Consider the following 21,131-nt stretch of genomic DNA (forward strand, 5'->3'; position numbering starts at 1 on the left):
CAGGTACTGGCCGGATGCCTGGCTCAGTTGGGCGAGCGGGTAGAACGCTTGGCCCAGTTGGCGGAAGAGGTGGCGAGCCTGCTGGGAGCTATGACGGGTCCGGCTTCTGCACTGCTTCAAGAACCTGCCGGAAAAGCTGCTCAAGCTGGCCGACCTGCTGCGTGAGGGTTTCCACCTGGCGGGCTAGGGCGTTGAACTCCGGGCTGGCGTCCGGGCGGGTCAGCGTTCCCGGCTCGCCGGTGGCTGGCGGTTCCGCTCGCTGCGTTGTCGGCTCGGCCTCGCCGGTGTCCGACTCGCGTCTGAACAGGTCTCGCAGCGAGGGCGGGCTTTCGGGACGGGCCCACACTTCTTTGCGGCCGATCGACGTCGTGTACCAGGCCGGAGGGGTGTAGCCGCTGGCGGGCTCGCCCGGGTGTTCGGCGTCACCGGCCTCTTCGGCCTGGGGCGAGAGGACGAAACTGCCCCGGCCCTGCACGGTGTGGATCAGGCCCTCGTCCCGCAGGACGCGCAGTGCGCTGCGGGCGGTCATGTTGGCGACCTCGAAGCGTTCTTGCAGCTCGCGGTGGGAGGGGAGCTGCTGGCCGGGCTTCAGGACACCCCGCTCGATCTCGTCGCGCAGCACGTCCGCCATCCGCCGGTAGGGCGGTCGCGTGTCGCTGGAGGGCCGTTTCGTCATGGTCCCAGGGTAGCGGCCCCTAGCCCAGCTATCCCGAGTTCTGCCGAGTCAGGCCAACCCACCTAGCTGGACATAGCTAAGTCGCTCACTTCTATTTACTTGACCGGGCTAGCTGGGCGAGATACTTTCTTCCTCGTCGGGCCCACCAAGGGCCCCGAATCGCAGGAGTGAGCACATGGCTCGTATCCCGGTCCTCGTCAAGCCGACCGACATCTACATCACCGGCACCGGCAACACCCCGAAGATCAAGAACCCGGAGACGGGAGAGATCGCGACCGACCGCGACACGGGAGAGGTCCTCCACACGGTCACCGTGATGCAGATGTCGGATGGCCGCGCCGAGATCCTCAAGATCACCGTGCCGGAGTCCGGTGTCCCGGCGGGTCTGCTGCCGGGCGTCATGGTCCGTCCGGTGGACCTGATCGCCACCCCGTGGGCCCGCATCTTCAACGGCAGCCTCTCCGACGGCGTCGCCTACCGGGTCACGCGCCTGGAGCTCGTCCAGGCCCCCGCCATGGCCACGCCCGCCGCTCCGGTCGAGACGGCCTCCGAGTCGGCCGCTGCGGCCAAGAAGGTCGCGTAATGGGCGCCACTGCCGGGCGGGGTTCGACCACTCCGCCCGGCGGCGGCGACGGGCCCTCGTCCCTCTCCGCTGACGTGCTGGCTGTGTTCACCGCCCACGGGATCGAACTGGACCCGATCGCCCGGATGCACGTCTCCAGCGCGGTCCATGACGCCCGGATGTCGGTCTACGGCTACGGGATCTGCGCGGACATCAAGGCGTCCATCGAGGACATGAACAAGCAACGGAAGGGGAGGGCACGATGACTCCGGAAGAGATCAACAGCGGCCCCGCTCGGGAGGCCGGTACCCCGGAGGTTCCCGGTTACCCGGTCCTTCTCCCCGAGGGGGGAGACCCCCGGTTCAGCGAGCGGCTGCTGATGGACGTGCACGCTGTGCTGCGGGCGCACGGGTACCCCGAGCTCGGCGATGAGCGGGACCTGGAGCACCTGGAGCTGACGCTCCACTGGTTCCTGTACTCCGAACAGATCAACGAGCGCACTCGCGCACTGTGGGACCTGATGCGGTCCGCGTCCGACGGGGCGGGGCTGCCACTGGGATCCAAGCGGCGGGCTCTGGCCACCGCACTTCTGGCACGGCTTGAGGCCGGACAGGACATCAGGGTGTCCATCGAGGACGTGAAGAAGAAGGATTCGGGGAGGGTTCGATGAACGTGGAACAGGTCTTCGGCTTGCTACCGGTGGTGCTGGTGATCTGCGCCGTGCTGCTGACGGCGTGGGCGATGGTCAAGACGGTCCGCTACGTCCAGGCGGACAAGGAGATGCGCCGGAGCATCCGGCAGGCCGTGAAGATCCGGATGACGTGGACGCGGCTGGCGAAGATGGCCGGGCTGTCGGTCACCGACCGCACCCCGCCCTGGCTGTCCTCCCTCAACACGAGCAAGGGCGCTCCGGAGCCCAAGCCGCGCGAACTGGTCCCGGTGATCAAGACGCAGCCGGACCAGTACGGAGTGATCGTCCACGTCAAGCTGCTGCCGAAGGTCGGGATCAAGGAACTCCAGGACAAGGCCCGGTTCCTGGCCGATGCCTGGGGCTGCGTCCGGGTCGCCGTCGAGGCGGGCAAGCCGGGCCTGGCGACCCTGCGGGCGATCCGTCGCGACCCGTTGGCCGGCCACATCCAGTACGTGCCGACCGGTGAGCCGCCCGCCGACCTGACGGTGTGGCCGGTCGGCCGGGACGAGTACGGCGCCCCGGTCCACGTCGAGCTCAAGAACAAGTCGGGGGCGGTGGTCGCGGGTGGTGTCGGCGGCGGCAAGTCCAACCTGCTCACCGCGCTAGTCTCCTACTTCGGGCCGTCCCCGGCCGTGCAGTTCGCGGTGATCGACGGCAAGGTGTCCGACGCCGCCCATGGTGACTACGCGGACGTGCTGCCCCGTGTGTTCGCGCACGCCGGTCATGACCTGCGGGAGGCCAACGCGCTGCTGCGGCGGCTGGTCAAGCTGCTGCACGACCGCGCCACGATGGCCCGGACGGTGCTGGGCACGTCGAACATGTGGAACGTCGGCCCCAGCGAACAATGGCCACTGGTGTTCGCCGTCATCGACGAGTCGCACACCTTCTTCCACGACCACAAGGGCAGCGACAAGGAGACCCGCGCACTGGCCGCCCTCGCGGCGGAGAACATCCGCCTGACGGGTCTGCTCGTCAAGGGCGGCCGGTCGGTCGGGATCTACACGGTGCCGGCCACCCAGAAGGCGACCGGCGACGCCATCCCCACCTCGATCCGGGACGTGTGCAGCGCCGCCCTGTCCTTCTACCAGCGCACCACCGAAGCATCCGTCGCCGCGCTCGGGGACGACATCCGCAACTGGCCGGACATGGACCCGATCAACCTCCAGGGATCCCAGTACGTGGGCGTCGCCTCCATGGCAGCCGAAGGACGCCCCGGCTTCGTCCGCGTCCGCACCCCCTACCTCAACCCCGCCCACGCCGCCGCCGTCGCCAAGCTCACCGCCCACCTCACCCAGGACCCGACCGAACTGCTGGCCAACCTGACCCCGCCCAACCTGCGCAAGGACGAGCCTCCGGAGGACGACGCCCCCGCCGCAGCCTGAACCCAGGACTCCCACCCGTACCCAACTCCCTCGGAAAGGAGGTGAATTACGTTGACGGAAGACCGGACGACGCAGCGCACCATCACCGTTGTAATGATCCTGATCGCCGCCCTGGCGTTCGTGTTCTCCTTCGGGAACGTCTGGGCCCTGGCCCTGCGCCTGGGAGTCCCGGCCCCCATCGCACCGCTGATCGCGCCCATGGTGGACCTGTCGGTGGTCGGCCTCCTGGTCGCACTGCGCTCCCTGTCCCTGCGCGGAGTCCCGGCCGGTGACCTGCGCTCGGCAACTCGCCTCATGCACCTGTCCGGCCTGCTGACCCTCGCCCTCAACACCGCGCACCCGATCCTGGCTGGACACTACGGACGGGCCGCCCTCGACAGCGTGGCCCCGCTCCTCCTGCTCGGCTGGGGCGCGGTGGGCCCCACCCTGCTGCGGCACTTCCACTCCGTCACCCCCGTCGCCCTGAGTCCCGCACCGGTCCCAGTGCCCGAAACGGTCACGGCACCGGAGCCTGAGCCAGACATCCAGCCGGCCCCGGCCGTGGCGGAACCCGTCGTGGAACCCGTCGCCGAACCCCTGGCACCCCTCGCCGACCCGGCCCCGGCCGCTACTGCCGCACCGGCCCCCGTGGTGAAACCCGCACCGGCTCAGGCGGCCCCCGCGGTGCCGGAGCCGCTGATGAACGCGGCCCGCACCATCGCCGCATCCCACCTGGCCGCACACGGCGAACCCATCACCGCGGTGCAGCTCCGCGCCCGGCTCGGCATCGCCCTGCCGCTCGCCACCGCCGCACACGCGGCCCTGTCGGCCTGACTCTCCCGCCGGCCTCCCGGCACCTTCCCCACCCCTGGCCCCCTGGGCCTGACCCATCATGCCCTCGGGCAGCACCACCACCCCTGGCCTGGTGCTGCCCGAGGGCCCTTCCACCGGCGGAAAGGATCCTCCTGCCGATGCCCCGCGACCTCGACCTGCGGCACGTGATCAGCCCCGCTGTCCGGGACCTGATCGAACTGGCCAATCTGGGCGACTTCGACCGCACCCGCGAGCAGATCACCCGCCTGCGCGGCTGCGCCCGACCGATCAACCTCGTGGGCCACACCCACACCCACAACGCCGCCACCGGTGAAACGATCCGCTCGTACTCCACCAGCGACGAACCCACCGGACGCCTGCTGACCCCCTGCGGCAACCGCCGCGCCTCCCGCTGCCCCGCCTGCTCCCGCACCTACGCCGCCGACACCTACCACCTCGTCCGCGCCGGACTCTGCGGCGGCAAGAACGTCCCCGAAACCGTCCGCACGCACCCCCGCGTGTTCCTCACCCTCACCGCCCCCTCCTTCGGCCCCGTCCACAACCGACCCACCAACAAGGACGGCACCACCCAGCCCTGCCGCTGCGGCACCCACCACCCCGAGGGAGCCCCCGAACTCGGAACCCCGCTGGACCCGAAGGCGTACGACTACACCGGCGCCGTGCTGTGGAACGCCCACGCCGGAGCTCTGTGGGCACGCTTCACCCTCAACCTCCGCCGCGCCCTGGCCGCCCACTTCAACATCACCCAGAAGGACATGAAGCAGCTCCTTCGCGTCTCCTTCGCCAAGGTCGCCGAATACCAGCAGCGCGGCCTGGTCCACTTCCACGCCGTCGTCCGCTTCGATGGCCCCGACGGCCACACCAGCGCCCCGCCGGCCTGGGCAGGCGTGGACGACCTCACCTACGCCATCCGCGCCGCCGTCCGCCGCACCGCCCTGACCGTCTCCTCCGACACCGTGGGAGACCAGCAGATCCGCTGGGGCACGATGCTCGACGTGCGGGAGATCACCGCACTCGGCGACGGCGTACTCACCGACGCCGCCGTGGCCGGATACGTCGCCAAGTACGCCACCAAGAGCGCCGAGGACTCCGGCACCGTGGACCGGAGCCTGATCTGCCGGACCTGCTCCGGCCGGGGCACGATTGGCGGACGGGTGAAGGACCTCTGCCCCGACTGCGATGGCACCCGACAGGCCGAACCTCTCCGGGACCTGCCCGTGCACCGGCACGTCCGGCAGATGATCCGCACTGCCTGGGACCTGGGCGGCCTGCCCGAATTCGCGGACCTCAAGCTCTGCAAGTGGGCCCACATGCTCGGCTTCCGCGGCCACTTCTCCACCAAGTCCCGCGCCTACTCCACCACCCTCGGCGCCCTGCGCGACGTCCGCCGCGCCTGGCGGCTCGCCCAGGCCGACGCCGCCCGCGTCCGCGCCGGCCACCCCGTACCCGCCCCGGACACCGTGCTCGTCACCGAGTCCTCCTGGGCCTACCTCGCCTCTGGCTACCGCCCCGGCGAAGAACTCCTCGCCAGCCAGACCCGCCACAACATCGACCAGGCCCGCGACGACAAGGAACGGGCCAAGACCGAAGGGGAGGTCTGGCAGTGACTGCCGCACCGACCACCCGCATGCTGACCCTGGGGGAGGCCCTGGCAGAGCTGCGCATGTCCCGGGCCGCCTTCTACCGGCTCCGCGCACGTGGAAGCGCGCCCCGCTGCCTCAAGCTCCCCAACGGTCAGCTCCGCATCCGCCGGACCGACCTCGACGCCTGGTTCAAGGGCTGCGAGGTGCCCGCATGCTGACGTACGACGTGAAGATCTGGAGCATCCGTAAGCGCCCTGACCGCGCTGCCGCCTACCAGCTGCGCTGGCGGGTCGGTGCTCAGCCGTTCTCCAAGAGCTACAAGCTCAAGGCCCAGGCGGATGGCCGACGTTCCGAACTGCTCACCGCGCTGCGCAACCGCGAGCAGTTCGACACCGAGACCGGCCTGCCGGCCTCGGAAGTGCTGGCGTCCCAGTCCCCGACGTGGTTCGCCCACGCTCGGGAGTACGTGGTGATGAAGTGGCCGAACGCCTCGGCCAAGCACCGTGCGAGCATCGCGGACGCCTTGGCCACGGTCACCCCGCGCCTGGTAAAGGACAACCGAGGGGCACCCGCCCCCCGGGTCCTCCGCGCCGCGCTCTACTCCTGGGCCTTCCGCCTTGTCCTGGACCAGGACGGCGAGCTCGTGGCCCGCATCGACGCCGAGGAAGCGCCGGAACCCATCGTGGCGGCCCTCGACTGGATCGGACGCAAGTCCGTGGACATCTCGGCCTTGAACACGCCGGCTGTCGTCCGGTCCGCCCTGGATGCACTTGCCCGCAAGATGGACGGCACTGCTGCGGCGGACAACACGGTGAACCGCAAGGTACCCGTATTTAGTAACTGCCTCCGCTATGCCGTCGAGTTGGAGCGCCTGCCGTCGCTGCCGCTGGCCAAGGTGGACTGGACTCCGCCCGAGACTGACGACGAGATCGATTTCCGATACGTGCCTGGCCCAGCTCTCGCCAGGAAGCTGATCGATGCCGTAGAAACACAAGGTGATCGTGGACGGCACCTCAAGGCGTTCTTCGGGTGCATCTACTACGCGGCAACCCGCCCCGGCGAGGCCGTGACGCTCCGGGAGTCCGACTTCACCCTGCCCGAGGAGGGCTGGGGCCAAGTCGTCCTGTCATCCAGCTCGGCGCGTGTCGGCTCCGGGTGGACCGATTCCGGCGAGTCGTACGACTCCCGCGGCCTCAAGAAGCGAGCACGTCGGGCTACCCGCGAGGTACCCATTCCCCCGGTCCTCGTTCGCATGATCCGTGACCACATCAAGGAGTTCGGTACGGCCGAGGACGGACGACTCTTCCGAGCTGTCCGCAGCGGCGGCCTGCTCAGCAAGGAGTACGGAGACATCTGGAAGGCCGCCCGCGAAGCCGTCCTCACCGAGCAAGAAGTCAAGACGCCGCTCGCCGAGGTCCCGTACGGACTCCGCGCCGCCTGCGTCTCCCTCTGGCTGGAGTCCGGCGTCTCCCCGGCCGAGGTCGCCCGCCGCGCAGGCCACAGCATCGCCGTGCTGTTCCGCTTCTACGCCAAGGCCATCCGCCGCAACCAGCACCACGCCAACCAGCAGATCGAACGGGCGCTGGAAGCCTCTGACGAGGCAGAACAGTAGATCGCAAGGCATGCAAGGGGCTCCCCACAACGGGAGCCCCTTGCGTGTTGTCCGGGTCAGGCGCCTGATGCCCCGTCCTTCCCCTGGCCCTGCTGATACTCCTCAAGCTTGTTCAGCAGCCCTGCCAGAGCCTCATTAGCCTTACGCACGTCGTCCTTCGTGAGGTCATGAGGAGAGTTGCTGTAAGCCAGGTACCTACCAGGCTCCGTGATGTGGGCAGCACGCAAGGGGAAGGTGACCAGGTGTTGCCACCCACCTTTCGCTCGCCTCAGCAGTCGATGCCTGAGCAGGCGATGCCCCAGCTTCGCCTCAATCCGCACCTTGTAATCCCGGGCCTCCGGCACGAAGCTGGGGAACGGCGCCCCAAACTCGACGAACAGCTGGTCCGCTCCCCGCCCAGCAACCGCGAAGCAGGCGGGGAGGCGTAGGCCATCGTCCGATTCCGGCCGCAAGCGATCCCTCGTAGTCGTCCACGGCAACGGCAGTACGGAGGAGGGCTCATCTGGAAACGACAGACGTAGGTCGAGTACCACAATCGGCTTCGCCCCCGTGTTGTGAAGCACCAGCGGAAACCGGATACGCACCTTGGTCGTGTTCGCCGCGAGGGCGAACGAGTGCGGCTCCCAGGTCTTCAGATGCCCCCGTCGGGCATTAAGCCACCAGAACGAAGCCACAGTGAAGACCAAAGCGCAGGCAGCGACGAAGGCCGCAGCCGGTAGCGCGGCTATGTTGTCCCGCGAGGCTGCCAGGTTGAGTGGGATCACGCGGAGAGTGTGCCAGGGAGTCCCCCACGCCGCTGCTGTTCACGTTCCGGACGCCCACCGATCTGTTGGTGGACCGTGGTCCACGCCTGGTCCACGCACGGTGATCCAAAGCGGCACAGGGGCGAATCAAGGTGAGACAGGGCCTACGACGAAGGGGCGCCCCGTTCTCGGGACACCCCTTCTGATCAGCACCTTCTCTGACCTGCTGCGGTGGGTGTGGGATTTGAACCCACGGTGACTCGCGCCACGACGGTTTTCAAGACCGTTCCCTTAGGCCGCTCGGGCAACCCACCCGTGCGCCGTCCCGCCTGGGTCGGAGCGGGTACAGCCTACCGGCCCCGTCCGCCGGGCGGGGTTCACGTGGGGAGAGGGGGGCGGGTGGCCTCCCAGGCCGCTTCGATCATCGGGAAGATCTCGTCCAGCGCGGCCTCGGGGTCGGGGTCCTCGCGGGCCAGGGAGTAGGCGTCGATCACGAACCTCGCGAGGGTGCGGGCGGCGATGTCGCTCCGGTTCAGGGCGGGGTCCGCGGCGATGACCGCGGCCAGGGCGTCCGCGTGGCGCAGGCGGACGGACTCGTCGTACTTCCGCAGGGCGGGGGACGCGTCGATCATGCGCCAGATCGGGGCGGCGCTGTCCGCGGTGCAGTGCCGTACGAGGGCCAGGACCTCGTGACGCAGGGCGGGGACGAGCGGCTCGTGCGGCGCCCGGTCGGTGACCGCCCGGGTGAGGCGTTGCTCGAAGTCCTCGTCCTGCTCGAACACCAGGGCCTCTTTCGAGGCGAAGTGGGAGAAGAGCGTGGTGACGGCCACGTCCGCCTCGGCGGCCACGTCGCGGATGCCCACCGCGTCGTACCCGCGCTCCAGGAAGAGCCGCAGCGCCGTGTCGGCGATCTTCTGACGGGTCGCGGCCTTCTTGCGCTCACGGCGTCCGGACTGCACGGTCATGACCGCAGGCTAGCAGGTATGAAAGTGGAACCGTTATGAAAACCTATCCGTTAGTGCTACGTTCGGCGGCATGAGGAAAGTGAGCTTCGCCGAGTTCGGCGGTCCGGACGTTCTGCAACTCATCGACGCCGAGGAGCCTCACGCGGGCCCCGGCCGCATACGTATCGCCGTGCGGGCGGCGGGCGTGAATCCCGTCGACTGGAGGATCCGGGAGGGCCAGGTCCTGGGGGCCCATCCGATCTCGCTGCCCTCCGGAGTCGGGCTGGACGCCGCCGGGATCGTGGACGAGGTCGGCGAGGGCGTGGCAGGGGTCGAGGTCGGTGACCCGGTGTTCGGCGAGGGAGCCGACACCTACGCCGAGTTCGCCGTGCTGTCGGCCTGGGCGCGCATGCCCGAGGGGCTGACGTTCGAAGAGGCGGCCGGGTACCCCTCCGTGGTGGAGACCGCGCTGCGCGTCATCCACGAGGTCGGTGTGCGCCCCGGGCAGACGCTGCTGGTCAGCGGCGCGTCCGGGGGAGTCGGGTCAGCGGTGCTGCAGATCGCCCGCGACCGGGGCATCACGGTGATCGGCACGGCCGGCGCCGCCAACCAGGAGTACCTGCGCGGCCTCGGCGCCCTCGCCACGACGTACGGCGAGGGCTGGGTGGAGCGGGTGCGGCGGCTCGGCCGTGTCGACGCGGCGCTGGACCTGGCCGGCTCGGGTGTGATCCCCGAACTCGTCGGGCTGACCGGGGACCCGGAGAAGGTGGTGACCATCGCTGACCTCGGTGCGCCCGAGTTCGGCGTGCGGTTCTCGGGCGTGGCCGGGAGCGTGCCCGCGGCTCTCGCCGAGGCCGTCGGCCTCATGGCGCGCGGCCGGCTCCACATCCCGGTCGAGAAGTCGTACCCGCTCGCCGACGCCGCGGCGGCCCACACGGACAGCCGGGCCGGTCACACGCGCGGGCGGCGGGTCCTGATCGTCTGAGGCGGGGCCGGTCCGCCCTTCACCCAGTCCTTCACACCGACCTCCTGGGAGCCCGAGCACGGTGCGGCCCGACGACGTGACGGGCACCACCGAACGCTCTCCGAACACCCTTCGAACGCCCTCCGAAGCGGACTCTCCTACGCACTTCGCCACCGGGGGGAACCCGGTGGCGAAGTCGTGGCGGATCAGGCGCGGGCAGTCGGGATCAGTCGGGATCAGTCGTCGCCCAGCTTGGAGCCGAGGGTGACGTCGGTCGTGTGCTGCTTGCCGCCGCGCTCGTAGGTGACCGCGACCTTGTCGCCGGGCTTGTGGGTCCAGATCTCGCCGATCAGGGTCGGGCCGCTGTCGATCACCCGGTCGTCGAGCTTGGTGATCACGTCGCCGGGCTTCAGGCCCGCGTCGGCGGCTGGACCGCCCTTCTCGACGGGGGCGGAGCCGCCCACGCCCTGCTCGGTGATCTTGGCGCCGTTCGTGGTCTCCTCCAGGGAGACGGAGGCGCCGATCTTCGCGTACACCGGCTTGCCGGTCTCGATCAGCTGCTGGGCGACGTACTTGGCCTGGTTCACGGGGATCGCGAAGCCCAGACCGATGGAGCCGGCCTGGCCGGTGCCGAAGCCGCCGCTGCTCGTGGACTGGATCGCGGAGTTGATGCCGATGACGTTGCCCTGCGCGTCCAGCAGCGGCCCGCCCGAGTTGCCCGGGTTGATCGACGCGTCGGTCTGCAGGGCGCTCATGTAGGACGCCTTGCTGTCGGCACCGCCGTCGCTGGAGGCCACGGGGCGGTTCTTGGCGCTGATGATGCCCGTGGTCACCGTGTTGGACAGGCCGAAGGGAGCGCCGATGGCGATCGTGGAATCGCCGACGGCGACCTTGTCGGAGTCGCCGAGGGGGAGCGGGTTCAGGTCCGAGGGGGCGTTCTCCAGCTTGATGACCGCCACGTCGTAGCCCTGGGCGTGGCCGACCACCTCGGCCTCGTACTTCTTGCCGTTCGGGAAGGTCGCGCTGAGCTTGCCGCCGTCCACGGCCTCGGCCACCACGTGGTTGTTGGTGAGGATGTGGCCCTGCTTGTCGAAGACGAACCCGGTGCCGGTGCCGCCCTCGCCGTTGCTCCCCTCGGCCTGGATGGTGACCGTGCTGGGCAGCGCCTTGGCGGCCACCCCCGCCACGGTGCCCGCGTCGCGCTTGACGGAGCCGCCCGTGTCGGAGGCGGAGACCGTCGTGGAACCGCTCTCGTCGTTGTTCTTGGCGAGGCCGTAGCCGAGACCGCCGCCCACGCCCCCGGCGACCAGCGCGGCGATCAGGACGCCGGCGACCAGGCCGCCGCGGCCGCGCCCCGACTTCGGTGGCGGTGGCTGGTACGAGGCTCCCCAGCCGCCACCACCGGAACCGCCGCCGAAGCCGTCGCCGGAACCCTCGCCGAAGCCGGCGCCGCCGCCCGCGCCGTACGCCGGAAACTGGGTGGTCGCGCCGGTCGGGGCGCCCGGCGGCGGAGGAGGGGGCCAGGAGGCGTCGGGCGCCGTGGAGCCCTGAGGGACCTCACCCCCCTGCGGTGCCGCGTGCCCGTGAGCTGCCGTGCCCAGCGGTGCCGTGTGCCCCTGCGGCGCGGCCGGGGCCTGGACGGGGGAAGCCTCCGGCGCCTGCGGAGTCGGCGCCTGGTGCGGCGCGGGGGGCTGGGCGGAGGCAGCGGGAGCATCCACCGGCACAGGAGGTGCGGACGGGGCCGGGGGTACCGCGGTGCCCTCGTTCTCGGTGCTCACAGCTTCTCTCCTCGTTCCACGGCTGTTTGTCGCTCACCCTGGTCGCGCTCAGCCACGCTCACGCGCTGCTCCACGGTCCGGCGCGATGCGGATGTGCTGGTGATTCTGTATGCCATCAGCTTTTCCCACGGGCCGTCAGAGCACCATAAGCGGTTGCTGTGGGTCCTCGACCGTCCTTTATATGGGTCATCCCAGACTAAACGGACGCGTTGCCCATTCCGCCGATGGCACGTCTACCCGCCCGCGGTGGCACCATGACGCGGTGACTCACGCTCGACAGCACCGGATCCAGGTCGTCGCCCACCGCGGAGCCTCCGAGGAGGCGCCCGAACACACGCTGGCCGCGTACCGGAAGGCGATCGAGGACGGGGCCGACGCGCTCGAGTGCGATGTGCGCCTGACGGCCGACGGCCACCTCGTCTGCGTCCACGACTGGCGCGTCAACCGTACGTCGAACGGCCGCGGCGCGGTGTCCGCGCTGGAGCTCGCCGACCTGGCCGCGCTCGACTTCGGCGCCCGCAGGACCCGGGAGTTCTGGCGCACGCGCGACGAGCAGCCCGACTGGGAGCACCGCCCCGAGGACCGGGAGGAAACCTCCGTCCTGACCCTGGAGCGGCTGCTGCGGCTGGTCTCCGACGCGGGGCGGCGCGTGGAGCTGGCCATCGAGACCAAGCACCCCACGCGCTGGGCGGGGCAGGTGGAGGAGCGGCTGCTGCTGCTCCTCAAGCGGTTCGGACTCGACGCCCCCACCTCGGCCGAGGAGTCCCCCGTGCGCGTGATGAGCTTCTCGGCCCGGTCCCTGCACCGGGTGCGGGCCGCGTCACCGACGCTGCCGACGGTCTATCTGATGCAGTTCGTCTCGCCCCGGCTGCGGGACGGGCGGCTGCCCGCGAACGTCCGGATCGCGGGCCCCTCGATACGGATCGTGCGCAACCACCCCGCCTACATCGAGCGCCTGAAGCGGGCCGGCCACGAGGTGCACGTGTGGACGGTCAACGAGCCGGCCGACGTGGATCTCTGCGCCGACCTGGGCGTCGACGCCATCATCACCAACCGGCCGCGCGCGGTCCTGGACCACCTGGGCCGCTGATTCGCCCGCGTCCCTCGACCCGGCGGCCCTACTGCCGCCTTCTCCGCTCTCGGCCCCACCGATCAAATCCAGCCAGCCGGTCACAGGGAGTGCTCCGGCGCGTTCGGTGCGTGTTCGACCGTGTCGAATGCGTCACCGTGCGGCGATCGGCCGGTTTCCGGCTCTGGGCGATGGGGCATCCACACCGTGGCGTGGGGCGAAGGAGGTCTCGGGGGTGGCGTTGGTGGTGGCACAGGAGGTGCCCACGTCGTCGAGCATGGCCGTGCCCCATGGCCCTGCGGGCGTGGGGGAAGCGAGACACCGCATGCGTGATCAGTTGCGCAGGGGCGGCGTGGCGGAAGCGGTCATCGACGACGCCGTACTGGTCCTTTCGGAACTCTTGAGCAACGCGTGCAAGCACGGCCGCCCGCTGGGCGACGCCCTGAGCGGGGACGGCGACGTCCGCGCCGCGTGGCAGGTGGACGCGGGTGGCCGGCTGCTGGTGGAGGTCACCGACGGCGGCGGCCCCACCCGCCCGGCTCCGGCGACTCCCTCGGTCACCGCGCACGGCGGCCGCGGGCTGAACATCATCACGGCGCTCGCCGATGACTGGGGCGTACGGGACGACGCGCGCGGGGAGGTCACGGTCTGGGTCGTCGTCCACGACGACGTGCACGACCCGGACGCCGGACACCGGCGCGACGACTTCGCCGCCCGGATCTCGGCACCGGCGGTGTCGGAGATCCCCGGCCTCGACTTCGCGGACGCCTTCGACGACCTGGGCTGACTCGGTCGACACGCGGGGCGGGCGCGGCCGGAGCCCGGACCGGACACGGTCGAAGCCCTGGACTGGTTCGCCCGTCACCTCGGGCGGACACGGTCGACGTCCTGGACTGGTTCGCCCGACACCCCGGGCGGACACGGTCGACGTCCTGGACTGGTTCGCCCGACACCCCGGGCGGACACGGTCGACGTCCTGGGACGACTCGTCCGTTGCCGTCGGGTTCGTGCGACAACCCGACCGGCCCCGCGGCCGCGCACGGAGCAGCCGCGCACGGGGCAACAACCCCACGCAGGGCGCCCCCAGGCGGGACGTCCACACGCGGGGCATCCAGACGCGGGGCAGGTGGCGGGCCCGACCGGGCCGACCGCGCGGCGGGCCGGGGTGAGTTGTCCACGGACGGTCCGTTGTCCACAGGGTCCCGTCGGCCGGGGTGGGAACGGCTAGGCTCGCGCCCGTACGAGTAGAGCCGTAACCGGGAGACACCCACGATGGCCAAGAAGCGACCCCAGACCAAGGCCAAGCGGCCCCAGCTCGACGATGCCGAGGTCCCGGTCGTCGGCGCCCGCGAGCCCTGCCCCTGCGGCAGTGGCCGCCGGTACAAGGCCTGCCACGGCCGGACCGCCGCGCAGGCCACGACCGCGCTGGTGCAGCGCCCGTTCGAGGGGCTGCCCGGCGAGTGCGACTGGGTGGCGCTGCGGGAGCTGGTGCCGGCCGCCACCGTCGAACTGACCCTGCGGGACGGCCTGCCCGAGGGCGTCCCCTCCGTCACGCTGGCCACGGTGCTGCCGATGGCCTGGCCGGCCCTGCGCCGAGACGACGGCTCGGTCCTGCTCGGCCTGCAGAACGACACGGCGTCGGGCGACATCAGCCGCGACCTCGCCGACACCCTCGCGCGGGCGCTGGCCGCCGAGCCCGGCACCCCGGTGCAGGGCCGCCGCGCACCTGCCGACGGTCCGCGGCTCCAGGACCTGCTCGCGCCCGAGGGAGCGTTCGAGCCGGAGGTGCACTCGGGCTTCGAGTTCTGGGTCCCGGACCCCGACAACGCCACGCCGGACGTCACCGCCTCCCTGGAGCGGGCCAACGCCGCGGCCATCCCGACCGTCCGGCTGCGCGGCGTGGACGCCGCCTACTGGTGCGAGACGCCGGACAAGAACCACCTGCGCTGGGTCATGCCGCACGAGGAGGAGCGGCTTCTGGACGCTCTTGCCCGGCTGCACGCCGCGGGCCGGTCGTCCCTGGGTGAGGGCACCCGCCTCGTCGGCTCCTTCCGCGCCCACGGACTCACCGTGCCGGTGTGGGACCTGCCGAGCGAGATCACCGCGGAGGACATCGAGAAGCCCGCCGCCGAGTTCGCCGAGCGGCTCGCCGAGGCTCTGGCCACGGACGCTCCGCTCACGCACGACGAGCGCCGGGCGCGCGGCGGGCTGACCAACCGGCAGGTCACCCTCAGCTGACGCACGGCCGCGGACGTCCATCCGGCTGACCGACCGGTCAGCCGGAGCGGCGCGACCGTGGACGGGTGACTCCGGTCACAACTCCCGGTGATGGAAAGCCAGTCGGTGACCGGAAACCAAGAGATCGAATTTGCTAACCGCCGATCTCTTGTTACCGTTCCAGTAGCCCGGTTGCTGGTGCATCCCCCGTCGCCAGCAACCGGGTCTTTCCATGCGCCGCACCGCACACGCACCGCGGTCGTCCGCCAACTCACCGTTCTCGCAGGTGAGTTGCTGTCATCGTCTGCCCCGGACCCAGCAGCCACGCCGCCCGGCTGCACCTCACCGCCCCCGCGTCTACGACGCCCCGTCGCTTTCGGGACCGCTCTCGCTTCCGCTGCTTCCGGTACCCCGGGCGCTTCCGGGGCTCCCGTTGCTTCCCGTGCGCAGCAGCAGCGGTCCATAACCGGCCCGGCTCGCGAACTCCGCGATCGCGGTGTATCCGGCCGACCCGGTCGGGGTGCGTTCCGGTGGCGTCTCGCAGGTGCTCGGCTCGTCCTCCGCACTCACCGCGCACCGGATCCGCACGCTGCGCCCCTCGGGCCCCAGCAGGCTCAGCACGGCCTCGAGCGAGCTGCCGGTGATGTTGCGGTAGTAGGTCCTGGCCCAGGTCTCCGTCCCCCGGGTAAGGACACAGGTCTGCGCCTCGACGCCCGCGGGCGAGGTGAGTTCGGGGCCGCAGCGCGCGGCCAGCGCCGGACCGGGCGGCAGCGGGGAACGGGTGGGCGCGGCCCGTGCCGGAGCCCGTTCGGCCCCTCCCGGCGCCTTGCCGTCGCCGCCCCGCGACAGGAGGGGCACGGTCGCGGGCACCGTGGCGTCCGCGTCGCCCGAGGGCCCCGCGGACGCCACGGCGAACGGCAGTACGACCGCGCACACCACGACACCCACGAGCCCGTACAGACGGATCCGCCGACGGCCCGGCCCACCGCGGGCGGCACCGCCGCTCTCGCGAGCGCCACGACGTGGCCCGGCGCGGAACCACCCGCCGGCGCGGTGCTCCCCTGCATGAAGCGGCATGGGGCGGACGATAACGACCGGGCCGGGCCCGGGCTTCCGCGCGCGCCGGACACTCCTACAACTCGGGCGCGCTCACACCCGTACGAGTGAGGGCGTCGACCGCCGCGTCCACCACGGCCTCCACGTCGGGCAGCCAGGGGGAGGCGGAGCCGGGCAGCGGTCCGCGTTCCCAGCGGACGGCACCGGCGCCGGTCTCGGACGGGGGCAGCGCCAGATAGCCGCCCTCGCCGTGGAAGCGCAGGGAGCCGGGGACGAAGTCCTTGGCGTAGAGCAGTTCACCCAACTGCTCCAGGGAGTACGGCCTGACCAGCAGCGCCCAGCGGGTCGGCGAGGCGACGACCGGGCCGATCCGCAGCCCGGCGCGGTCGAGCGCGGCCAGGGTGTGGGCGGCCGGCAGCGCGGGCAGGGAGACGGCGCACGGAGCGCCGCCCCCGGTGGCGAGGACGATCGGCGCGGTGGGCCGGTTGGTCCACCACCAGCGCACCATGCGCTCGTTGGTGGTGGCCGCGAGGAGGCCGGGGTCGAAGGGATGCGCGCCCGGCACCGTGCACTCGGGGTCGGGACAGCCGCAGCGCGAGCGCGCCCGCGGGTCGGCCGACGCACCCGGGAGTACGGGCCACTGCCATTGCGTCGCGTAGGTCAGGGCCGCGCCGATCAGCTCAGGCCGCCCGTCGTCGTGCCGGGACAGGAGCCTGCGTCGCTTTCCGAGGATCTCGCGCATGAGCGCTCGTTCCTTTCCGTTGCACGCCTGGCAACACCGTGGTCACTTCACACCATGTGTCGATCACTTCGCTGTGCGTTGCTGGTGGCGCATCACACCCCTGCCGAGGGGCGTCCCCGCCGGGAACGCCTCCGCCAAGGGCAAGGGAAACCCCTGTGGATCGAGCACTGACTGGGTCCGTGACGGTTCCGACCACACTGCGTCTGGCAACAGCATGGGCGTGGCGCGGGGGTGGCGAAGTCTGGCGTTTGCCGTCGCGCGTATTTCTCTCCGCCTCCGCCACGGGAGGATGGGGCACGGTCGTCGGTGGATAGGACGCCCGGGTCCGCCGCCAGGTTCCAAGGTGGTCCCCAACCACCCCTGGCCTTCTCCGAGTACGTACCCATCACGACCGCTGTGACGCTCCGTGAAGCACCCCCAGTCGACCGCAACAAGGCGTCCTCCAGGGCAGTTTCAAGCCAATTTTGCTTTTGCGCAAGAGGTTGGGGAAGAGGTCGCCCCCACCTCATGGACACCAGGAATCCCGGCAGGACAATGCTGGACATCCCCTCACGAGTGCGTGTACATGTGGAGACACTGCTAGCGGCGCAGAATGACATGGGGGTTCGCGATGCTTTTCAGCAGTAAGCGCCGGTCGGAAGGCCGGACGCCATGAACGCCCCGCACCCTGCGAAAGTGGCCGGAATCGATTCAACGGTTCCTTCCCCCGCACACACTGTCGCGCCCGCCGCCGCGGGCGCCTCGTCCTCGACGACTCCGCAGAACGGCACGGACACCTCGGCGGTCACGGGTGCCCCGGGCACCCCTTGTGCCCCCGGGGACCTGCTCCAGGACCGGCTCGCCGGCTGGGTCTCGGACCTCACGACCCTGCACGAACTGACCGAGCGCCTGGTCCGTACGGACACCCTCTCCGACGGCCTCCAGGAACTGCTGCGCGCCGGAGCCGCCCTGGTCGGCGCCCCGCGCGGGCTCGTCGTCCTGGAACCGGCCGACGGTCTGGGCCCCCACACCACCCTCGGGCTCGGGCTCGCCCGCGCCGACCTCGGCCACATCGAGACCGTGCCCCGGAGTTCCCTGTCCTACGGGCGGATCCTGGACGGAGCGCCGACGACCGGCGAGGGCGGCATCGCCGACCCCGACCTGCTCGCCGAGGAGAACCTCGACCCCCGGCACCGCGAGGTCGCCGCCCGCCTCGGTTACGCCGCCAGCTACACGCTCCCCCTGTGCGCCGACGGCACCGCCCGCCTCGGCGCCGCGGTATGGCTCTACGACGAACCCGCCGAGCCCGGTGAACGCCCGCGCCACCTCGCCGATCTGTACGTCCGCTGCGCCGCGCGGCACCTGGACCGCCTCCTGGAGGTTGAACGCGCCCGCACGTCCATGGCGACGATGGCCGAGGAACTGCTGCCCTCCCGGCTGCCCCGGGTGCCCGGGGTCCAGCTCGCCGCACGGCACCGCACCGGCCCGCTCGGCGGGGGCGACTGGTACGACGCGCTGCCGCTGCCGGACGCCGCCCTCGGTCTCGCCGTCGGGTCCGTCACCGGGTCGGGGCCCAGCGCGGTCGCGGCGATGGGGCGGCTGCGCGCGTCCCTGCGGGCGTACGCCGTGATGGAGGGCGAGGACCCGGTCGCCGTCCTGTCCGACCTGGAGCTGCTGCTGCGGCTCACCGAGCCCGCCCGCTCCGCCACCGCCCTGTTCGGCTACTGCGAGCCCGCGCTGCGCCGGATCACCCTGGCAGGCGCCGGGCACAGCCCGCCCCTGCTGATCGGGGAGCGGCGCACCGAGTTCGTCGAGACCTCCGTCTCCGCGCCCCTCGGCATGCTCGCCTGCTGGGAGGCCCCCAGCGTGGAACTGCACGCCGAACCCGGAGAGACGGTTCTGCTCTACACCGACGGGCTGCTGCACCGCACCGGCGACCCGGCCGACCGCGCCTTCGCCCGGCTGCACGCGGCGGCGGCCGGCGTACCCCGGGCCGCACGCCACGACCCGGACGCCGTCGCCGAGCACGTCCTGCGCACCGTACTGCCGGACGGGAAGGCCGACGCGGACTCCGAGGAGGACGTCGTTCTGCTGGCCGTTCGGTTCGAATAACGGACGGTAGCGCCTCACGCGTCGCACATAACGGACGGTAGCGCCCGTATGTAAGAGGCCCTTCGGCCCTGGGCCCCCTTCCGTACGGCCGTACGATGGGGGTGGTCCAGTGCCGTATCGAGGAGGATGACGTGGCGGAGGAGCTCACCCCGGAAAACCCGGAGAACCCGGAGAACCCGGAGACCGAGGAGCCCAACAAGCAGCGCAAGAACGGCCTGTACCCGGGCGTGTCCGACGAGCTGGCCGAGAACATGCAGTCCGGCTGGGCCGACACGGAGCTGCACGACCTGGAGCCGATCGCCCAGGCCGCCGAGACGGCCGCCCGACGCGCCGCCCTGTCCGCCCGCTTCCCCGGCGAGCGCCTGGTGATCCCCGCGGGCAACCTCAAGACCCGCTCGAACGACACGGAGTACTCCTTCCGCGCCTCGGTCGAGTACGCGTACCTGACCGGGAACCAGACCGAGGACGGCGTCCTGGTCCTGGAGCCCGAGGGCGACGGCCACACCGCGACGATCTACCTCCTGCCGCGCTCGGACCGTGAGAACGGCGAGTTCTGGCTGAACGGCCAGGGCGAGCTGTGGGTCGGCCGCCGCCACTCCCTCACCGAGGCCGGGAAGCTCTACGGCATCCCCGCCTCCGACGTCCGCGAGCTGGCCGGCACCCTGAGCGAGGCCACCGGCCCGGTGCGCGTCGTGCGCGGCTACGACGCCGGCATCGAGGCGGCCCTCACCGACAAGGTCACCGCCGAGCGGGACGAGGAACTGCGCGTCTTCCTGTCCGAGGCCCGCCTGGTCAAGGACGAGTTCGAGATCGCCGAGCTGCAGAAGGCCGTCGACTCCACCGTGCGCGGCTTCGAGGACGTCGTGAAGGTCCTCGACAAGGCCGAGGCGACCAGCGAGCGCTACATCGAAGGGACCTTCTTCCTCCGCGCGCGCGTGGAGGGCAACGACGTCGGCTACGGCTCCATCTGCGCCGCGGGACCGCACGCCTGCACCCTGCACTGGGTGCGCAACGACGGCCCGGTCCGCTCCGGCGACCTGCTGCTGCTCGACGCGGGCGTGGAGACCCACACGTACTACACCGCCGACGTCACGCGCACGCTGCCGATCAACGGCACGTACAGCGAGTTGCAGAAGAAGATCTACGACGCCGTGTACGACTCCCAGGAGGCCGGCATCGCGGCGGTGAAGCCGGGCGCCAAGTACCGCGACTTCCACGACGCCTCCCAGCGCGTGCTGGCCGAGCGGCTCGTCGAGTGGGGTCTGGTCGAGGGCCCCGTCGAGCGCGTCCTCGAGCTGGGCCTGCAGCGCCGCTGGACGCTGCACGGCACCGGTCACATGCTCGGCCTGGACGTCCACGACTGCGCCGCCGCGCGCGTGGAGTCTTACGTCGACGGCACGCTGGAGCCCGGCATGGTGCTCACCGTCGAGCCGGGCCTGTACTTCCAGGCCGACGACCTGACCGTGCCCGAGGAGTACCGGGGCATCGGCGTGCGCATCGAGGACGACATCCTCGTCACCGCCGACGGCAACCGGAACCTGTCCGCCGGCCTGCCGCGCCGGTCGGACGAGGTCGAGGAGTGGATGGCCGCGCTGAAGAGCTGACCCCCACCACGCGAAGGCCGGGCCCCACACGGGGACCCGGCCTTCCGCGTACTCCGGAGTGGTCCGTCACACCGCCATGAGCGGGGCGTCCTCGCGCCACTTGAGGATCTTGTCGAAGCTCACCACCGCACCGGCCCGCCCCGGTGCACTGCCGATGTGGACGTGGTCGGCGAGTTCCCGGATGAGGCAGAGGCCGCGACCGCTCTCCGCCTCCGCGGGCGCCGGGCGGGCCACGCCCTGCGGCCGTCCCGGAGCGGCGGCGGGGAAGCCCGGGCCCGTGTCGGCGACCTCGATGCGGCACCGTTCGCCGTCGAGGTAGGCCGTGACGCGGTACGCCTCGCGGGGACCGCCGGGCCCGTCGTCCCCGCCGTGCTCGACGGCGTTGGCGCAGGCCTCGCTCAGCGCGACGGAGAGGTCGAAGGAGATGTCGGGGTCGACGCCCGCGGTCTCCATGGTGCCGATCAGCAGGCGGCGGGCCAGGGGCACGCTCGCAGCCTCGCGCCGCAAATGGAGTGACCACCAGATGCTCATGCTCCAGCCTCCCGGCCGCGGCTCGACATACCGATACGTATTGCCCCTCACGCCCCTACGTAAGCGCCCTGCG

The 21,131-nt window shown here is 71.2% G+C and carries 21 protein-coding genes and 1 tRNA gene; 14 read left to right on the top strand and 8 right to left on the bottom strand.

Translation table 11 applies throughout. The annotated features are described in order from the left end of the window. Nucleotides 1–88: 88 nt before the first annotated feature. Complete coding sequence (locus tag BJ961_RS35430) at nucleotides 89–676, bottom strand: GntR family transcriptional regulator (RefSeq protein WP_271416834.1); 588 nt, start codon at nucleotides 674–676, stop codon at nucleotides 89–91. A 175-nt stretch (nucleotides 677–851) separates the two neighbouring features. On the opposite strand from BJ961_RS35430, the gene BJ961_RS35435 reads away from it, so the two are divergent. The 8 genes from BJ961_RS35435 (at nucleotide 852) to BJ961_RS35470 (ending at nucleotide 7,319) form a co-directional block, all read left to right on the top strand. Further along, nucleotides 852–1,259, top strand: a complete 408-nt coding sequence (locus BJ961_RS35435; protein WP_271416835.1) for an SCO3933 family regulatory protein — start codon at nucleotides 852–854, stop codon at nucleotides 1,257–1,259. Beyond that, complete coding sequence (locus BJ961_RS35440; RefSeq protein ID WP_271416836.1) at nucleotides 1,259–1,504, top strand: hypothetical protein; 246 nt, start codon at nucleotides 1,259–1,261, stop codon at nucleotides 1,502–1,504. Before BJ961_RS35435 ends, BJ961_RS35440 begins: the two co-directional genes overlap by 1 nt. After that, the gene (locus BJ961_RS35445) at nucleotides 1,501–1,908 is read left to right on the top strand and encodes a hypothetical protein (protein WP_271416837.1); all 408 of its coding nucleotides are present in this window, start codon (nucleotides 1,501–1,503) and stop codon (nucleotides 1,906–1,908) included. Before BJ961_RS35440 ends, BJ961_RS35445 begins: the two co-directional genes overlap by 4 nt. Continuing rightward, the gene (locus BJ961_RS35450) at nucleotides 1,905–3,311 is read left to right on the top strand and encodes an FtsK/SpoIIIE domain-containing protein (RefSeq protein ID WP_271416838.1); all 1,407 of its coding nucleotides are present in this window, start codon (nucleotides 1,905–1,907) and stop codon (nucleotides 3,309–3,311) included. Before BJ961_RS35445 ends, BJ961_RS35450 begins: the two co-directional genes overlap by 4 nt. A 51-nt stretch (nucleotides 3,312–3,362) precedes the next feature. After that, entirely contained in the window at nucleotides 3,363–4,124 is a 762-nt protein-coding gene (locus tag BJ961_RS35455) for a DUF2637 domain-containing protein (RefSeq protein ID WP_271416839.1), read from the top strand. Between the two features lie 137 nt (nucleotides 4,125–4,261). Further along, nucleotides 4,262–5,731 carry a replication initiator gene (locus BJ961_RS35460; protein WP_271416840.1) on the top strand — a complete coding sequence of 490 codons (1,470 nt, stop codon included), beginning with the start codon at nucleotides 4,262–4,264 and terminating at the stop codon, nucleotides 5,729–5,731. A gap of 20 nt (nucleotides 5,732–5,751) precedes the next feature. Further along, nucleotides 5,752–5,925, top strand: coding sequence for a helix-turn-helix transcriptional regulator (locus tag BJ961_RS35465; RefSeq protein ID WP_271417270.1), 174 nt, complete (start codon nucleotides 5,752–5,754; stop codon nucleotides 5,923–5,925). Then, a complete protein-coding gene (locus BJ961_RS35470) occupies nucleotides 5,919–7,319 on the top strand; it encodes a tyrosine-type recombinase/integrase (RefSeq protein WP_271416841.1) in 1,401 nt (466 codons plus the stop codon). Before BJ961_RS35465 ends, BJ961_RS35470 begins: the two co-directional genes overlap by 7 nt. A 56-nt stretch (nucleotides 7,320–7,375) precedes the next feature. Here the strand turns inward: BJ961_RS35470 and BJ961_RS35475 are convergent, their stop codons facing one another. From BJ961_RS35475 to BJ961_RS35485, 3 genes are all read right to left on the bottom strand, one after another. Beyond that, nucleotides 7,376–8,083 carry a hypothetical protein gene (locus tag BJ961_RS35475; RefSeq protein WP_271416842.1) on the bottom strand — a complete coding sequence of 236 codons (708 nt, stop codon included), beginning with the start codon at nucleotides 8,081–8,083 and terminating at the stop codon, nucleotides 7,376–7,378. Nucleotides 8,084–8,291: 208 nt separating this feature from the next. Further along, nucleotides 8,292–8,376 (bottom strand) — tRNA-Ser (locus tag BJ961_RS35480). Between the two features lie 63 nt (nucleotides 8,377–8,439). After that, on the bottom strand, nucleotides 8,440–9,027 hold the full coding sequence (locus BJ961_RS35485) for a TetR/AcrR family transcriptional regulator (RefSeq protein ID WP_271416843.1): 588 nt from the start codon (nucleotides 9,025–9,027) through the stop codon (nucleotides 8,440–8,442). A 70-nt stretch (nucleotides 9,028–9,097) separates the two neighbouring features. Between BJ961_RS35485 and BJ961_RS35490 the strand changes: the two genes are divergently transcribed. Further along, nucleotides 9,098–9,991: an NADP-dependent oxidoreductase gene (locus BJ961_RS35490; protein WP_271416844.1), complete on the top strand. Its 894-nt coding sequence runs from the start codon at nucleotides 9,098–9,100 to the stop codon at nucleotides 9,989–9,991. A 215-nt stretch (nucleotides 9,992–10,206) separates the two neighbouring features. Here BJ961_RS35490 and BJ961_RS35495 read toward each other — a convergent pair whose 3' ends face one another. Further along, nucleotides 10,207–11,748 carry a S1C family serine protease gene (locus tag BJ961_RS35495; RefSeq protein WP_271416845.1) on the bottom strand — a complete coding sequence of 514 codons (1,542 nt, stop codon included), beginning with the start codon at nucleotides 11,746–11,748 and terminating at the stop codon, nucleotides 10,207–10,209. 262 nt (nucleotides 11,749–12,010) lie between these two features. On the opposite strand from BJ961_RS35495, the gene BJ961_RS35500 reads away from it, so the two are divergent. From BJ961_RS35500 to BJ961_RS35510, 3 genes are all read left to right on the top strand, one after another. Next, nucleotides 12,011–12,838 (top strand): glycerophosphodiester phosphodiesterase, encoded by an 828-nt coding sequence (locus BJ961_RS35500; RefSeq protein ID WP_271416846.1) that lies wholly within the window; start codon nucleotides 12,011–12,013, stop codon nucleotides 12,836–12,838. 127 nt (nucleotides 12,839–12,965) lie between these two features. After that, nucleotides 12,966–13,604: an ATP-binding protein gene (locus tag BJ961_RS35505; RefSeq protein ID WP_271416847.1), complete on the top strand. Its 639-nt coding sequence runs from the start codon at nucleotides 12,966–12,968 to the stop codon at nucleotides 13,602–13,604. 485 nt (nucleotides 13,605–14,089) lie between these two features. Next, nucleotides 14,090–15,055: a DUF5926 family protein gene (locus BJ961_RS35510; protein WP_271416848.1), complete on the top strand. Its 966-nt coding sequence runs from the start codon at nucleotides 14,090–14,092 to the stop codon at nucleotides 15,053–15,055. A gap of 336 nt (nucleotides 15,056–15,391) precedes the next feature. Here the strand turns inward: BJ961_RS35510 and BJ961_RS35515 are convergent, their stop codons facing one another. Both BJ961_RS35515 and BJ961_RS35520 read right to left on the bottom strand, forming a co-directional pair. Beyond that, a complete protein-coding gene (locus BJ961_RS35515; protein WP_271416849.1) occupies nucleotides 15,392–16,111 on the bottom strand; it encodes a hypothetical protein in 720 nt (239 codons plus the stop codon). A 55-nt stretch (nucleotides 16,112–16,166) separates the two neighbouring features. Then, on the bottom strand, nucleotides 16,167–16,832 hold the full coding sequence (locus BJ961_RS35520) for a bifunctional DNA primase/polymerase (protein WP_271416850.1): 666 nt from the start codon (nucleotides 16,830–16,832) through the stop codon (nucleotides 16,167–16,169). Between the two features lie 651 nt (nucleotides 16,833–17,483). Between BJ961_RS35520 and BJ961_RS35525 the strand changes: the two genes are divergently transcribed. Both BJ961_RS35525 and BJ961_RS35530 read left to right on the top strand, forming a co-directional pair. After that, the gene (locus tag BJ961_RS35525) at nucleotides 17,484–18,923 is read left to right on the top strand and encodes a PP2C family protein-serine/threonine phosphatase (protein ID WP_271416851.1); all 1,440 of its coding nucleotides are present in this window, start codon (nucleotides 17,484–17,486) and stop codon (nucleotides 18,921–18,923) included. A gap of 131 nt (nucleotides 18,924–19,054) precedes the next feature. After that, nucleotides 19,055–20,527, top strand: a complete 1,473-nt coding sequence (locus tag BJ961_RS35530) for an aminopeptidase P family protein (protein ID WP_271416852.1) — start codon at nucleotides 19,055–19,057, stop codon at nucleotides 20,525–20,527. 66 nt (nucleotides 20,528–20,593) lie between these two features. On the opposite strand, the gene BJ961_RS35535 is transcribed toward BJ961_RS35530, so the two are convergent. Continuing rightward, entirely contained in the window at nucleotides 20,594–21,058 is a 465-nt protein-coding gene (locus BJ961_RS35535; protein WP_271416853.1) for an ATP-binding protein, read from the bottom strand. Nucleotides 21,059–21,131 lie beyond the last annotated feature (73 nt).

The sequence above is a fragment of the Streptomyces lienomycini genome (genome assembly GCF_027947595.1).
GTDB classification, from domain to species: domain Bacteria; phylum Actinomycetota; class Actinomycetes; order Streptomycetales; family Streptomycetaceae; genus Streptomyces; species Streptomyces lienomycini.